This is a genomic window from Cellulosimicrobium protaetiae (assembly GCF_009708005.2).
GTDB lineage: Bacteria > Actinomycetota > Actinomycetes > Actinomycetales > Cellulomonadaceae > Cellulosimicrobium > Cellulosimicrobium protaetiae.
Genome location: NZ_CP052757.1, coordinates 4600663 through 4614326 on the forward strand (window position 1 = coordinate 4600663; position 13664 = coordinate 4614326).

At 73.5% G+C, this 13664-nt stretch carries 12 protein-coding genes; 5 read left to right on the forward strand and 7 right to left on the reverse strand.

What is annotated here, in order from left to right:
• Nucleotides 1–16: 16 nt before the first annotated feature.
• From FIC82_RS19805 to FIC82_RS19820, 4 genes are all read right to left on the reverse strand, one after another.
• Nucleotides 17–649 (reverse strand): ATP-binding cassette domain-containing protein, encoded by a 633-nt coding sequence (locus tag FIC82_RS19805; protein ID WP_154799623.1) that lies wholly within the window; start codon nt 647–649, stop codon nt 17–19.
• 58 nt (nt 650–707) lie between these two features.
• On the reverse strand, nt 708–2774 hold the full coding sequence (locus FIC82_RS19810; protein ID WP_154799624.1) for a bacteriocin-associated integral membrane family protein: 2067 nt from the start codon (nt 2772–2774) through the stop codon (nt 708–710).
• A gap of 84 nt (nt 2775–2858) precedes the next feature.
• Nucleotides 2859–3155, reverse strand: coding sequence for a lactococcin 972 family bacteriocin (locus tag FIC82_RS19815; protein WP_154799625.1), 297 nt, complete (start codon nt 3153–3155; stop codon nt 2859–2861).
• Nucleotides 3156–3276: 121 nt separating this feature from the next.
• Complete coding sequence (locus tag FIC82_RS19820; RefSeq protein WP_154799626.1) at nt 3277–3948, reverse strand: helix-turn-helix domain-containing protein; 672 nt, start codon at nt 3946–3948, stop codon at nt 3277–3279.
• A gap of 152 nt (nt 3949–4100) precedes the next feature.
• Here FIC82_RS19820 and FIC82_RS19825 point away from each other — a divergent pair, with 152 nt between their 5' ends.
• From FIC82_RS19825 to FIC82_RS19835, 3 genes are all read left to right on the forward strand, one after another.
• The gene (locus FIC82_RS19825; RefSeq protein ID WP_154799627.1) at nt 4101–5090 is read left to right on the forward strand and encodes a pyruvate, water dikinase regulatory protein; all 990 of its coding nucleotides are present in this window, start codon (nt 4101–4103) and stop codon (nt 5088–5090) included.
• Nucleotides 5087–7822 (forward strand): pyruvate, phosphate dikinase, encoded by a 2736-nt coding sequence (gene ppdK / locus FIC82_RS19830; protein ID WP_154799628.1) that lies wholly within the window; start codon nt 5087–5089, stop codon nt 7820–7822. The genes FIC82_RS19825 and ppdK overlap by 4 nt, the downstream gene beginning before the upstream one ends.
• A gap of 187 nt (nt 7823–8009) precedes the next feature.
• Entirely contained in the window at nt 8010–8279 is a 270-nt protein-coding gene (locus tag FIC82_RS19835) for an HPr family phosphocarrier protein (RefSeq protein WP_154799629.1), read from the forward strand.
• Between the two features lie 63 nt (nt 8280–8342).
• Here FIC82_RS19835 and FIC82_RS19840 read toward each other — a convergent pair whose 3' ends face one another.
• Nucleotides 8343–8789, reverse strand: coding sequence for an SRPBCC family protein (locus FIC82_RS19840; RefSeq protein ID WP_087470804.1), 447 nt, complete (start codon nt 8787–8789; stop codon nt 8343–8345).
• 238 nt (nt 8790–9027) lie between these two features.
• Between FIC82_RS19840 and FIC82_RS19845 the strand changes: the two genes are divergently transcribed.
• Together FIC82_RS19845 and FIC82_RS19850 are read left to right on the forward strand one after the other, a co-directional pair.
• A complete protein-coding gene (locus FIC82_RS19845) occupies nt 9028–9942 on the forward strand; it encodes an IS5 family transposase (RefSeq protein WP_168731500.1) in 915 nt (304 codons plus the stop codon).
• A gap of 5 nt (nt 9943–9947) precedes the next feature.
• A complete protein-coding gene (locus tag FIC82_RS19850) occupies nt 9948–10271 on the forward strand; it encodes a hypothetical protein (protein ID WP_154797798.1) in 324 nt (107 codons plus the stop codon).
• An 18-nt stretch (nt 10272–10289) separates the two neighbouring features.
• Here FIC82_RS19850 and ptsP read toward each other — a convergent pair whose 3' ends face one another.
• Nucleotides 10290–11969 (reverse strand): phosphoenolpyruvate--protein phosphotransferase, encoded by a 1680-nt coding sequence (gene ptsP / locus FIC82_RS19855; RefSeq protein ID WP_154800609.1) that lies wholly within the window; start codon nt 11967–11969, stop codon nt 10290–10292.
• A gap of 50 nt (nt 11970–12019) precedes the next feature.
• A complete protein-coding gene (locus FIC82_RS19860) occupies nt 12020–13450 on the reverse strand; it encodes a PTS transporter subunit EIIC (RefSeq protein ID WP_154799630.1) in 1431 nt (476 codons plus the stop codon).
• Nucleotides 13451–13664 lie beyond the last annotated feature (214 nt).

A 13664-nucleotide genomic window follows, 5' to 3' on the forward strand; every position in this document is an offset into this window, starting at 1 on the left:
CGCGCACGTCGGAGCATCAGCCGATCCTCACCTCGTCGGAGCACGCGTCGACCACGTGGCGGGAGTGCGTCGCGACGAGGACCGCCGCTCCCCCGGCCGCGAGGTCGCGCAGGGCGTCCAGCACCATGTCCGCGTTGACCTGGTCGAGCGCGCCGGTCGGCTCGTCGGCGAGGACGACCGTCGGCGCCTTCACGAGCAGTCGCGCCAGCGCCACCCGCTGCTGCTCGCCGCCGGAGAGCTGGTACACGGGCACCTGCTCCATGCCGTCGAGGCCGACCCGCTTCAGGGCCTCGTCGAGACCGAGCCCCGGCCCACCCCGGTGACCGGGCGCCCGCGCGATCTGGAGGTTCGCCCGGACGGACGCGTTCTCCACCAGGGCGTAGTTCTGGAAGAGGTAGCCGAGCGTGTCACGGCGGAAGCGGCGTGCGCCGGCGGGCCGGAGGCGGGTGATGTCCCGGCCGTCCACCGTGATCGACCCCGCGGAGACCTTCTCGAGGAGGCCCACGCAGTTGAGCAGGGTCGACTTCCCCGAGCCCGACGGCCCGGTGAGCGCGGTCATCTGCCCCGGCTCGACCACGAAGGAACGGTCGGCGAAGAGCACGCGGCTGCCGAAGGACTTGGTGACGCCCTCGACGACGACGGACGACATGGCGGGTACCTCTTCTCGTTGGCGTCCGACGGCGCCGGGCGCCGGCGAACGGGTCAGGTCAGGAGTCGGCGGACCGGGAGGCGATCAACCGGGTGGTCGCGCGGCGAAGACCGAGGACCACCGAACAGACGGCAAGGGCCGCGACGGCGACCGCGATACCCAGGCGCCACTGCGCCGCCTGCCCGGCGAACACCGCTGCCTGCAGCCTCGCGGCCTGCTGACCCAGCACCGCGCCGGCACCGATCACCAGCGCGGCAAGGAAGAGCTCGAGCAGCAGGACGAGACGGTGGGAGTACCAGGCCGGCCACCCCGTGATGTACCGGACGTAGACGAGCTGGGCCGACCGACGGACATGGACCGCGCTCACGCTGACGGCCGTCACGACCATCACCACGACGGCCACCGCCAGGCTCAGCAGCGAGATCCGGAGGTCCTTCACCACCTCGGCGTACTGCGCGGCGGAGTGCTGCCTGGCTGACCAGATCCCGTTGACGATCGAGCCGACCTCGTGCTCCGCGACGTACCGTTCGGCGGTCGCGGCGTCGTCGAACACGATGTTGCCCGTCGTGAGGTAGCCGCCCCAGAACGGCTCCGGCAGCACGTCCGTCCCCGACGGAAGGACGACCAGCACGGCGTCGTGCAGCAGTGCCGCGCCGCGCACGTCGTCCAGCGTGCCGTAGACGAACTGGTCCTGGTCCGCGGCCATCTCCCTGGAGACCAAGCGGTTCGAGTCCGGGTCACCGCCCAGGGTCGCGTACGCCGCCCCCTCGCGGGCGGACTCCTCGCAGCCCGGCGGAGCGAGGACGGTCACGGCGTCGTCGGCGACGTCGGTCACGCGAGCTCCCGAACCGTCCAGGACCCGCTGCCGGTCGAGGTAGGTGTCGCTGACGAGCAGCACCGGGCACGGCAACGACCGCGTCTGGCGCGGCGCGCCGCGGCCCGGCGTACCGGTCGTCGAGACGTCGGCCGTGACGTCGTCGACCAGGACCGCGTCACCGTCGTCCACGGCAGCGTGCGCCATCGCTCCGTACCGGCTCTCCAGCTCCGGGTCGTCACCGCCCATCTGCCCCGACAGCCGGACGTACACGGCGTCGGCTGCCGTCGCCCACCGTTCCTGCTCGGCCGACCTGTCGGCCACCTGCATCGCCGACTGCACGGTCGTGAACGCGACGCCTGCCGCCAGCAGGACGCCGACGACCCGGATCCCGAGGATGCCGCCCAGGGCCCAGCCCGCGGAGAACTGCCCCTTGACCGCGGCCAGGACCGGTACCCTGAACGCGAGCCCGGCCGCGCCCAGGTGCGCCACGACGATCACGCCGAGAAAGACCGCGACGACGGCCAGGACCACCACGAGCAGCTCCCCCGCCCGCGCTCCCCGGTTGAAGAACCACAGCACCGCGCCACCGACGAGTGCCGTCACCGCCGCGCTCAGCGCGACCAACCTGCCCGCCTCCGTCAGGTCGCGTCGCAGCGCGACACCGAAGGACCGACCCTGGAGCCGCTGCACGCCGTACGACTCGGCGCTCATCACGACGCCGCCGCCGACCATGACCACCAGGGCCAGGAGCGAGACGGCCGCCGCGGTACCCGTCACGGGGCCCAGGAACGCGGCACCGTCCGTCACGAGGTCACCGACGCGCCCCGGGTACGGCGCGACCTCCCCGGTGATCCCCAGGCTCCCCATCGCGGCGAGGAAGGCCTCCGCATCGGCACGGTCGCCCCAGACGACGTAGTACCCCCGCGGATCCACGTCGCCGATGTCGGCGAACGGGCGGTACTCCTCCTCGATCTGCGGCGAGAAGTGGCGATAGCCGTCGGCCAGCCGTCTCGCCACCTCGCCGTCGCTCGTGCCCGCGATCGCGAACACGTGCTTGTGGTGCGTCGGGTCCGACATGTCGAACGACACCATGCCGATGTCGGCGCCCGCCGCCACCGCCGTCTCCTGGAGCACGGGGGCCAGGTCGGTCGCCGACAGCCGCCCGTCGGTGCTGATCTGCTGCGCCACGACCTGGAACTCGGCACCCGCTCCCTCGACCTCGTCGAAGGCGAGGAAGAGCTGGAGCGCGAGGAACGCAGGAAGGACGACGCCGAGCACGTAGGCGGTGCGGACGAGTCGGGGCAGCATGAGGGCTCATTCCGGACGGGCTGACGGCAGAGACGGAGCAGCGCGGGGCGGGGCCGTCGGGCCCCGCCCCGCTGGACGATCAGGTCAGCACGACGTGTCGTACCACGCCTTGTCGGCCACGAACGGCCGGCTGGGCGCGTCGGCCATCGACCACCGACCGGCCGAGGCGTAGTCCTTCTCGTAGTAGGTCCCCTGCACGGACGACCCGTGGCACTTGGAGCCGTGGTGGTAGTCGGACCAGACGATCCCCCCGCTGACACCGTGGTCCCACGTCCCGCCGCCGACGTACGAGATCGTCGCGTACGCGGTGCCCGCGCCACCCGCCACGGCAGCGATCGCCAGGACGACGGCAGCCGCGGGCTTCCGGAGCTTTCCGAACATCTGTCTCCCCCTTGCTTGGACTGTGCTGGACAGGTGTCGCGGCGCCACGACGTCGTCCAGGGTGCCCGTGACGCGGCGGTCACCCAACCCGTACGGCACGGGCCCGACCTCGCCCGGCGCGCTACCAGGGAACCCGCGAACCCGGTGCCGGGACGTAGGGGTGCAGGAGGGCGAACTCGACGAGCGCCTCCTGGATCCACCCCGCCCGCCGGTGCCCGGGGTCAGGCACCTTGAGCTGCTCGGCGAGCTGGACCAGGTGCTCCTGCACCGTCCGGTGCGAGATGCCCAGCCGCGCACCGATCTCGCGCGCCGTGGGCAGCGGGACGGTGCTGTCGCCGCGCATCCGGTCCTGGACGAGCGCGGCCATGACCGTGTGGCGCCGGCTCCCCGGGTCGAGACCCCAGGACTCCCGCACCCGGCCGACGCACCGGGCCTCGACCACGGCGCCCTGCTCCGGCCCGAGGACCGTGAGGACGTGACCGGCCGCCCCCGAGATCCCGGCGAGGTCGAACGGGGGCGTCGTCGCGCACCCGGGCAGCAGCCGCAGCCGGTCGCCGGGGTCGTCCAGGTTCCAGACGCGCAGCGGCATCACCGCGCTCCGGTTGGCCAACCGCCACCCGTGCTCGTCCGCCACGACCGATCCCGCCACGCCCTCGACGTAGAGGTCCGGCGACGGGCAGCAGCCGTCGGTACAGCCGTGGAACTGGAGCACCCTTCCTGCGGGCGCGTCGGCCGACCGGTGGGCGCGCCGCCCACCCCGTTCGGCCCTGATGGTGATCACCGTCTCCGGCATGCTCTTCCCCCCTGCTGTCGGACGCACGTCGTCCGCCCGGCGCCACCGTAGCGAGGTGGTCCCACGGCGCCACCCCGCGTCCACCGCTCTCCGCGCAGAGGTCGGGCGCCTCTCGGATGCAGCCCGGCCCGGGGCCCGCCTAGCCTGGGCTCATGGCGGCGACGGCGCGCGTCATCGACATCCACGTGGTCGCGGACTCGACGGGAGACACCGGGACCCGTGTCGCGCGCGCCACGCAGGCGCAGTTCCCGGGGCAGGCGGTCCGGGTCGTGCGGCACCCGCGCCTGCACACCGCGCAGGGCGTGGACGACGTCGTCGCCCAGCTCCGCGCGGACCCCGCCACGGCCGTCGTGTTCTGCACGGTCGTCGACGACGCGCTGCGCACGCGCGTGCTCGACGCGTGCTCCGCGCTCGACGTCCCGTGCGCCGACCTGCTCGCCCCGGCCCTCGACGCGTTCACCGCGCGCACGGGCGCGCAGCCCGCGCGCGTCGTGCAGCCGGTCGGCCTCGCCGCCGACTACTTCGACCGCATCCACGCGATGGAGTTCGCCGTCGCGAACGACGACGGCCACCTGACCGACGGGCTCGACGACGCGCAGGTCGTGCTCGTCGGGGCGTCGCGCACGGGCAAGACGCCACTGTCGATGTACCTCGGGTACCTCGGCTACCCCACCGCCAACATCCCGCTCGTCCCGGGTGTCGCGCCTCCCCACGAGCTCTTCGAGGCCGAGCGCTGGAAGGTCGTGGGCCTGACGATCGACCCCGAGCGCCTGCTCGAGATCCGACAGCGCCGCGTGCACGCGATGGGCGCCGCCGGCCTCGGGAGCCACCGAGGCACGGGGGGCACGGCGCTCGGCGGGTACGCGGACCTCGCGCGGATCCACGACGAGCTCGACGAGGTCGCCCGGCTCCAGCGGCGCCTCGGCTGCCCCGTGCTCGACACGACGACGCTCGCGCTCGAGGAGGCCGCGGGGCGCGTCGTCGAGCTCGTCACCGCGCGGCGTCGGGCCCTGGTGCCTGACGACGCGACGCAGCCCCCGGGCGACGGCCTCGCCCGGGTGACCCCGCAGACCCTGCCGGCGGACCGCCGTCGGGCAGGACCCCGCGCGGCCACCGCCGCCGACCACGAGGAGCAGCCATGAGCGACCGGTACGTCTACGACCTCGCGGAGGGGCGCGCGGACATGCGTGCCCTGCTGGGCGGCAAGGGCGCGGGGGTCGCGGAGATGCGCCGCATCGGCGTACCCGTGCCGGACGGCTTCACCGTGACGACGGCGGCGTGCGTCGCGGCCATGGAGCGTGGCGGGTCGTGGCCGGACGGGCTGTGGGACGAGGTGGTCGCGCACCTCGACGCGCTGGAGGGGCGCACGGGACGCCGGCTCGGCGCGCGCGAGCGCCCGCTGCTCGTGTCGGTGCGCTCGGGCGCGGTGTTCTCGATGCCCGGGATGATGGACACGATCCTCAACCTGGGGATCTCGGACGACTCGGTCGAGGGGCTCGCGGCCGAGGCCGGCAACGCGCGCTTCGCGTGGGACTCCTACCGACGGTTCGTGCAGATGTACGGCGAGGTCGTCGAGGGCGTGCCCGCCCACGCGTTCGCGGACGAGCTCGACGCGCTCAAGGCGCGCCGCGGCGTCGCGCAGGACACGGACCTGGACGCGGACGACCTGCGCGGGCTCGTCGCGACGTTCCGCGCGGTCGCGCGGCAGCACACGGGCGAGGACCTGCCGACGGACCCGCGCGAGCAGCTCCGGCGGTCGGTCGACGCCGTGTTCGCGTCGTGGGGAAACCCCCGCGCGGCGGTGTACCGGAAGGCGAACGGGATCCCCGACGACCTCGGCACCGCGGTGAACGTCATGCAGATGGTGTTCGGCAACAAGGGCGCGACGTCGGCCACGGGCGTGTGCTTCACGCGCAACCCGTCGACGGGCGCGAAGGAGCTCTACGGGGAGTTCCTCGTCGACGCACAGGGCGAGGACGTCGTCGCGGGCATCCGCACGCCCCGGCCCCTCGCCGAGATGGAGACCGTGCTGCCCGACGCGTTCCGCGAGCTGCTCGCGACGATGGACCGGCTCGAGCAGCACTACGGCGACCTGCAGGACATCGAGTTCACCGTGGACGACGGCACGCTCTACCTCCTCCAGACCCGCACCGGGAAGCGCACCGCGCAGGCCGCGCTCCGCGTCGTGCGCGAGCTCGTCGACGAAGGCGTGATCGACCGGGACACCGCACTGCGACGCCTGGACCCGGCGCAGCTCGACCAGCTCTTGCACCCGGCGCTCGACCCCGGCCACGGCGCGACCCCGCTCACGCGCGGGCTCAACGCGTCCCCGGGTGCCGCCGTCGGCCGCGTGGTGCTCGACGCCGAGACCGCGGCCGAGCGCGGGAAGGCCGGCGAGGCGGTCGTGCTCGTCCGGTGGGAGACGAACCCCGACGACATCGCGGGCGTCATCGCCGCGCAGGGCGTCCTCACCGCGCACGGCGGCATGACCTCGCACGCGGCGGTCGTGGCGCGCGGCATGGGCAAGCCGTGCGTCGCGGGCGCGGGTGCGCTGCGGATCGACACCGAGGGGCGCCGCGTCCTCGTCGGGGACCACGTGCTCACCGAGGACGACACGATCACGCTCGACGGGACGACGGGAGACGTCTACGCGGGCGCGCTGCCGCTCGTGCCGCCCCAGGTCACGGACGACTTCCGGGCCGTGCTCGGCTGGGCCGACGACGTACGGCGGCTCGGCGTGCGCGCCAACGCCGACACGGGCGAGGACGCCGCGAAGGCGCGCGAGCTCGGGGCCGAGGGCATCGGCCTGTGCCGCACGGAGCACATGTTCATGGCGCCCGACCGGCTCCCCGTCGTGCGCGAGATGATCCTCGCGGAGGACGACGCCGCGCGCGCCGCGGCCCTCGACCGCCTGCTCCCCATGCAGCAGGCCGACTTCGAGGAGATCTTCGCCGCGATGTCCGGGCTGCCCGTGACGATCCGGCTCCTCGACCCGCCCTTGCACGAGTTCCTGCCCGACCTCGTCGAGCAGTCGCTCCTCGTGCAGCGGCTCGAGGACGAGGTCGGCGACACCGGCGCACCGCTGCACGGGACGGACGCCGTCTTCGAGGGCTGGGCCGCCGCGGCGGGCGGCGGGGAGACGACGGCGCGGCTCGCCCGGGCGCGCCGCCTCCTCGCGCAGGTGCGCCGGCTGAGCGAGACGAACCCCATGCTCGGCACGCGCGGCGTGCGGCTCGCGCTGCTGCACCCCCAGATCGCCGCGATGCAGGTGCGGGCGATCGCGCGCGCGGCCCTCGCGGTGCGCGCGGCCGGGCACGACCCGCACGTGGAGATCATGGTGCCGCTCGTCGGGTTCTCCGAGGAGCTGCGGCGGATGCGCGAGGTCGTCGACGCGACGATGGCGGAGGAGCTCGCGGGCGAGCCGCTGCCGTACGTCGTCGGGACGATGATCGAGCTGCCGCGCGCGGCGCTCGTCGCGGACCGCATCGCGGAGCACGCGGAGTTCTTCTCGTTCGGCACGAACGACCTCACGCAGACGACGCTCGGCATCTCGCGCGACGACGCGGAGGGGTCGTTCCTCACCGCGTACCTGGAGGCGGGGGTCGTGGGCACGAACCCGTTCGCGACGATCGACCGGGACGGGGTCGGCGAGCTCGTGCACGTCGGGCTCGAGCGCGGGCGCCGCGCGCGGCCGGGCCTGCACGCCGGGGTGTGCGGCGAGCACGGCGGCGACCCGGCGTCCGTCGCGCTGTTCGACGAGATCGGCCTCGACTACGTGTCGTGCTCGCCGTACCGGGTGCCGATCGCACGGCTCGCGGCGGCGCGCTCGACGCTCGACCGCCGCGACGGCGCACGCACGACGCGTGACGCGTGACGCATGACGCATGACGCGTGACGCGTGACGCATGACGCGTCACGGCGCGTCCGCGGCAGCCGCCCCCACAGCGCGGACCCAGGGCACGGACGCCGCCGCGGACGGAGGGTCCTTGGCCCCTCGCCTTCCGCAGGCCTTTCCCCTAGGATGCACTGGTCCAGACCACCTGTCTGCCCGAGGAGCAACCATGGACCGTGCCGTCGTCGTCGCGATCACCGAGGGCCTTCACGCCCGCCCCGCCGCCCTGTTCGTCAAGGCGGCCGCCGCCCAGCCCGCGCCCGTGCGGATCGCCAAGCAGGGCGGCGACGCCGTCGAGGCGGCGAGCATCCTCAGCGTCATGACGCTCGGCGTGGCGGCCGGGGACGAGGTCGTGCTCTCGACCGACGACGAGGGCGACGACGCGAGCGCGTCGATCGACGCGCTCGCGACCTTCCTGGAGCAGACCGAGGTCGCCTGAGCACGTCGGGCCCGTCGCCCGCGGCCGGACCCGCGCGCGGCGGGCCCGACCCGTGCCCCGCGCTCAGTGCCAGTCGCTGATCTGCACGTCGCGCGGCGCGGGTGCGCCGGCGCCCGTCTCCGCGAGCGCCTTGAGGCTCAGGAGGTACGACGCCCACTTGGTGCTGCAGTGGTGCATGAACTCCACCGGCTCGGCCCAGCCTCGGTGGCCGAACAGCACGATCGTCCAGTCACCGTCCTGGCGCAGGTCCCACTCGACGGTGGTGCCGACCCACTCCTCCGGCCCGTCGACGACGCGCCACACCACCCGTTCCGACGGCCGCAGCTCGACGACCTCCATGTCGAACCCGCCGACCGGCGGAAACCGGAACGCGAGGACTCCCCCGACACCCTCGCTCCCCGTCGTATCCTCGGTCCACCAGCCCGCGAGACCGTCGACCGTGGTCAGCGCCCGGTACACCGCCTCCGGCGTCGACCCCTCGACGCCCACTCTGTGCAGGATGTCCACCATCGCCGCTCTCCCGTCCGTTCATGCAACTGACTGATTGCACATCACGCTAGACCGGCCATCCGTCAAGCGCAACCCCAAAGTTGCACATGGTCCCCCGCAGGTGCGCCGAACCCGGGGTCGTTCCTCACCATGACGAGTCGGTGAGGAACAACCCCGGGTTCGGCAGCGAGGTCGCGCGCGGGCTAGGGCCTGTTTCGGAAGTGGTGTCTGACCTGCGGGTTCGGCATGCTGCGGGGTCGTGGCTGAGGTTGCGGGGCGGCATGATTTGAGTGATGCGGCGTGGGCGGTGATCGAGTCTTTGCTGCCTGTCGCGTCGTTGGGGCGTCCGGCGCGGAATCTGCGTCGTCAGGTCGATGGGATCCGTCACCGGACCCGGGCGGGGTGCCCGTGGCGGGATGTCCCGGACCGGTATGGGCCGTGGTCCAGCCTGTATCGGGTGTTCCGTCGCTATCAGCGCGACGGGGTGTGGGACCGGGTGCTGGACGCGTTGCGGTCTTTGGCTGACGGCGGTGGACAGATCTGCTGGGAGGTTTCGGTCGACTCCACGATCGCCCGCGCGCACCAGCACGCTGCGGGCGCCCGCCGGGACCCGGCCGGGCAGAAGGAGCCGCCCGGGGTCGAGCCCGCAGATCATGGGCTGGGCAGGTCACGGGGCGGGTGGACCACGAAGATCCACGCAGCGTGCGAGCAGGGGCAAAAGCTCATGGGCATGGTCGTGACCGCCGGCCACCGGGGCGACAGCCCACAGTTCGGGCCGGTCCTGGACCAGATCCGGGTGAAGCGGCCCGGCGGGCGCGGCGGTCGGCCCAGGACGCGCCCGGACCGGGTGCGGGCGGACAAGGGCTACGCCTCGGCCGCGAACCGCAAGCGGCTGCGTGGGCGGGGCATCGCGGCGACGATCCCGGACAAGAAGGACCACCGCGCGAACCGCCTCGCGAAGGGCTCCAAAGGTGGTCGCCCACCGAAGGTCGACTACGAGGACTACAAGGCCCGCCACGCGGTGGAGTGCATGTTCAACCGCCTCAAACGCCACCGGGCCGTCGCGACCCGGTATGACAAGCTCCAGCTCCGCTACGAGGCGACCGTCAAGGTCGCCGCGCTCGACGACTGGATCACCGCCGTCGTCCGGGCGGGCCAGGCGCTGGCATCCTGAGCGGTGTGAACGACTCGCTGCCGTCCTGGCTGTCCACGCGGCCGCCGTGCTACGCCGACACCGAGGACGGCGACTACGTCCAGGACCCCGGCCACGTCGAGATCCTGGGCATGCTCGCGGACCTGAACGCCACGACCAACACGTTCTTCGTGATCTACCCCGACGACGAGGACATCGACTGGTCGATCTCGGTCCATACCCGCCCCGGAGCACTCGGCGGCTACGAGATCGAGCACCACGACGCCGCCACCAGCGAGCTCACCACGACCACCGAGGCAGACCACACCACCATCACGAGCCACCTCCTGGACTGGATCAGCCACCGCTGACCACTTCCGAAACAGGCCCTAGAGGCCCAGCTCGGCCAGGATCGGGAGGCGGGACCGGACGGCCGCGCGGGCGGCGTCGGGCGTCGGCTGCTGGAGCGCGAGGAACGCGAGCTCCTCGCACTGCTCCGACGTCGTCGCGGCGAGCACCGCCGCGACGTCGGCGAGCGCGCGCGGCGTCATGGACAGCGACGTCACGCCGAGACCCACGAGCACCGGCGCGAGCACCGGGTCCGCCGCGGCCTCGCCGCACACGCCGAGCGGGCGCCCGTTGAGCGCCGCGCCCGAGCCGGTCGCCCCGACGAGCGCGAGGACCGTCGGCTGCCACGCCGTCGAGAGCCGCGCGAGGTCGGAGACCTCGCGGTCGGCGGCCATCGTGTACTGCGTGAGGTCGTTCGTACCGATGCTCGCGAACGACGCCTTGGCGAGCACCCAGCGCGCACCGAGGGCCGCGGCGGGGACCTCGATCATCACGCCCGCGGTGCCGAGGCCGTGGTCCGCGCACAGCGCGACGAACGACTCCGCCTCGTCGGGCGTCGCGATCATCGGCGCCATGACCCACACGTCGGCCGACTCCGCCGCCGCGGCGCGCGCGATCGCCGTGAGCTGGCGGTCGAGCACCTCGGGGTGGCGCCGCGCGGTGCGCAGGCCGCGCACGCCGAGCGCCGGGTTGGGCTCGGCCTCGGGCGTGACGAACGGCAGCGGCTTGTCCGCGCCCGCGTCGAGCGTGCGCACGACGACCTTGCGGCCGCCGAACGCCGCGAGCACCTCGCGGTAGGCCGCGACCTGCTCGTCGATCGTCGGCTCGACCGTGCGACCGAGGAAGCACACCTCGGTGCGGAAGAGCCCCACGCCCTCCGCGCCCGCCTCGGCGGCCGCCCGCGCGTCCTCCCCGTTCGCCACGTTGGCGAGGAGCTCGACGCGACGACCGTCCGCCGTCCGGCCCTCGCCGTCGAACCGGCGACGCTCGCCCCGGGCGCCACGCGCGGCGACGACGGCGGCCACGTCCTCGGCGGACGGGTCGCGCTCGACCGTGCCGAGCCCGCCGTCCACGAGCACCATCTCGCCGTCGTGCAGGGTCAGGGCGTCCTCGACCGCGACGACGGCCGGGATGCCGAGGGCACGCGCCAGGATCGCGGTGTGCGACGTCGGCCCGCCGCCGCGCGTCACGACCGCGAGCACGCGCTCGGGGTCGAGCTGCGCGGTGTCCGCGGGCGCGAGGTCGTCGGCGACGAGCACGAACGCGAACCCCGGGTCGGGCACGCCCGGGGCGGGCAGGCCGAGCAGCGTCGCGACGATCCGGTCGCGCACGTCGCGCACGTCGCGCGCCCGCTCGGCCATGAGCCCGCCGAGCGACTCGAGCTGCCCGACGACGACGCCCGCCGCGTCCCACACGGCGCGCGCCGGCGTGGCGCGCTGCTCGCGCACGCGCCCGACGGCGTCGCGCGCCAGCGCGGGGTCCGCCGCCATCGCGGCGGTCACGCCCAGCACCTCCGCCGCGGTGCCCTCGGCCCGCGCGGCGCGAGCCGTGAGGTCCTCCTGGACGGTCGTGACCGCCGCGAGGACCTGCGTCACCGCGAGGTCCACGTCGGCGTCCGTGCTGTCCGCGGCGAGCGGGGCCGGGTCGGGCTCGGGCACCGGGTCGGGCATCCGCACGACCGTCCCCGCCCCCCTCCCGGGGCTGACCGGCACGCCGGTCAGCCCCGGGAGGGTGTGCGACGCCGGGGCGAGCGTCGCGTCGTCAGCCACGGTCACGCGCCGCCCCCGTCGGTCGCGGTCGCCGATCCGCGGGCCTCACCGGGCGCCGCGGCCGCCACCGCGACTCCTGCGGCGTCCGACGTCCCGGCCCGTCCGCTGCGGCCCGTCGACGAGGCGTCACCGGCCGGGGCGTCGACGGCGCCCGTGTCCGAGGTACCGGCGGTGCCCGACGCGGCGACCGCACCGTCGGTGTCGTCGTCCTCGCGCCCGGGCGTCCTGAGGTTCCAGCGCTTGATGACGAACCGGAACAGGAAGTAGTAGACGACCGCGTAGCCCAGGCCGATGGGGATGAGCAGGAGCGGCATCTCGGCGATGCGGAAGTTCAGCAGGTAGTCGATGACCCCTGCCGAGAACCCGAAGCCGTCGCGGATGCCGAGGGCGTTGACGAGGGCGAGCGAGGTCCCGGTGAGGACCGCGTGGATGACGTACAGCGGGTACGCGACGAAGACGAAGGCGAACTCGAGCGGCTCCGTGACGCCCGTGACGAAGGAGACGAGCGCGGCCGAACCCATGATGCCCCCGACGGCCTTGCGGTGCTGCGGCTTGGCCGAGTGGACGATGGCGAGCGCCGCGGCGGGCAGGGCGAACATCATGATCGGGAAGAAGCCCGTGAGGAACGTGCCGGCCGTCGGGTCGCCCGCGAGGAAGCGGAAGATGTCGCCGTTCGCGACCGTGCCGTCGGGAGCGGTGTACTCGCCGAACTGGAACCACGGCAGCGAGTTGAGCAGGTGGTGCAGCCCGATCGGCAGCAGCAGTCGGTTGAGCGTGCCGAAGATGAACGCCCCGAGGACGGTGGAGCCGGTGACGAACCCGCCGATCTGGTCGTTGATGAGCCAGTCGAACGCGGGGTAGATCAGGGCGCCGACGACGGCGACGAGCACGGAGACGCCGGCCGTGACGATCGGGACGAAGCGCCGTCCGCCGAAGAACGCGAGGTACTGCGGCAGCTTGATGCGGCTGTACTTCTGGAACAGGAGCGCGGCGGTCAGACCGATGACGATGCCGCCCAGCACGCCGTAGTTGATGAGCTCCTGCGTCTCGCCCTCCGCGGCCTCGCCGAGCACGTACGGCGAGAGGGAGTCGCTGACGCCCTTGAAGACGAGGTAGCCGATGAGGGCCGCGAGGCCGGTCGAGCCGTCGGCCTTCTTCGCGAACCCGATCGCGACGCCGAGCGCGAAGATGATCGGGAGGTTGTTGAACAGGGCGCTGCCCGCCGAGTTCAGGACGTCGGCGACGGGCTGCATCCACGCGAAGGTGCCCGCGACGCCGTCGGCGCCGAGCATGTCGGGCTGGCCCAGGCGCAGCAGCAGCGCTGCGGCGGGCAGGGACGCGATGGGCAGCATGAGGGAGCGCCCGACGCGCTGGAGCTGCGCGAAGCCGGGGATCCCCCTCTTCGTCCTCGTCGGTTCGGCGACGGTGGTCATGTGTCCTTCTCCTCCTGGGCGGGCCTGGGGCGCAGGCCGAGGTGCGTCGTGCGGCGGCTGTGGCGCGACGTCGTACGGGCGTCGTTGCCGGTCTCCGGGCACGACGAGGACCACTGGGGTCGGTCCTGGGTCGTTCGTGCCGGACACCCGGTCCAGGTTGTCTGGACCACTTGCAGGAAGAGTGGTCTAGACCTCATGATGTGTCAACCCCCGG

Excerpts from the sequence above, each read along its gene's own strand:
- ppdK (WP_154799628.1), top strand. The coding sequence starts at position 5,087 with ATGAGCGACCGGTACGTCTACGACCTCGCGGAGGGGCGCGCGGACATG.
- FIC82_RS19840 (WP_087470804.1), bottom strand. The coding sequence starts at position 8,789 with ATGGTGGACATCCTGCACAGAGTGGGCGTCGAGGGGTCGACGCCGGAG.
- FIC82_RS19825 (WP_154799627.1), top strand. The coding sequence starts at position 4,101 with ATGGCGGCGACGGCGCGCGTCATCGACATCCACGTGGTCGCGGACTCG.
- FIC82_RS19820 (WP_154799626.1), bottom strand. The coding sequence starts at position 3,948 with ATGCCGGAGACGGTGATCACCATCAGGGCCGAACGGGGTGGGCGGCGC.
- FIC82_RS19815 (WP_154799625.1), bottom strand. The coding sequence starts at position 3,155 with ATGTTCGGAAAGCTCCGGAAGCCCGCGGCTGCCGTCGTCCTGGCGATC.
- FIC82_RS19835 (WP_154799629.1), top strand. The coding sequence starts at position 8,010 with ATGGACCGTGCCGTCGTCGTCGCGATCACCGAGGGCCTTCACGCCCGC.
- FIC82_RS19860 (WP_154799630.1), bottom strand. The coding sequence starts at position 13,450 with ATGACCACCGTCGCCGAACCGACGAGGACGAAGAGGGGGATCCCCGGC.
- FIC82_RS19810 (WP_154799624.1), bottom strand. The coding sequence starts at position 2,774 with ATGCTGCCCCGACTCGTCCGCACCGCCTACGTGCTCGGCGTCGTCCTT.
- FIC82_RS19805 (WP_154799623.1), bottom strand. The coding sequence starts at position 649 with ATGTCGTCCGTCGTCGTCGAGGGCGTCACCAAGTCCTTCGGCAGCCGC.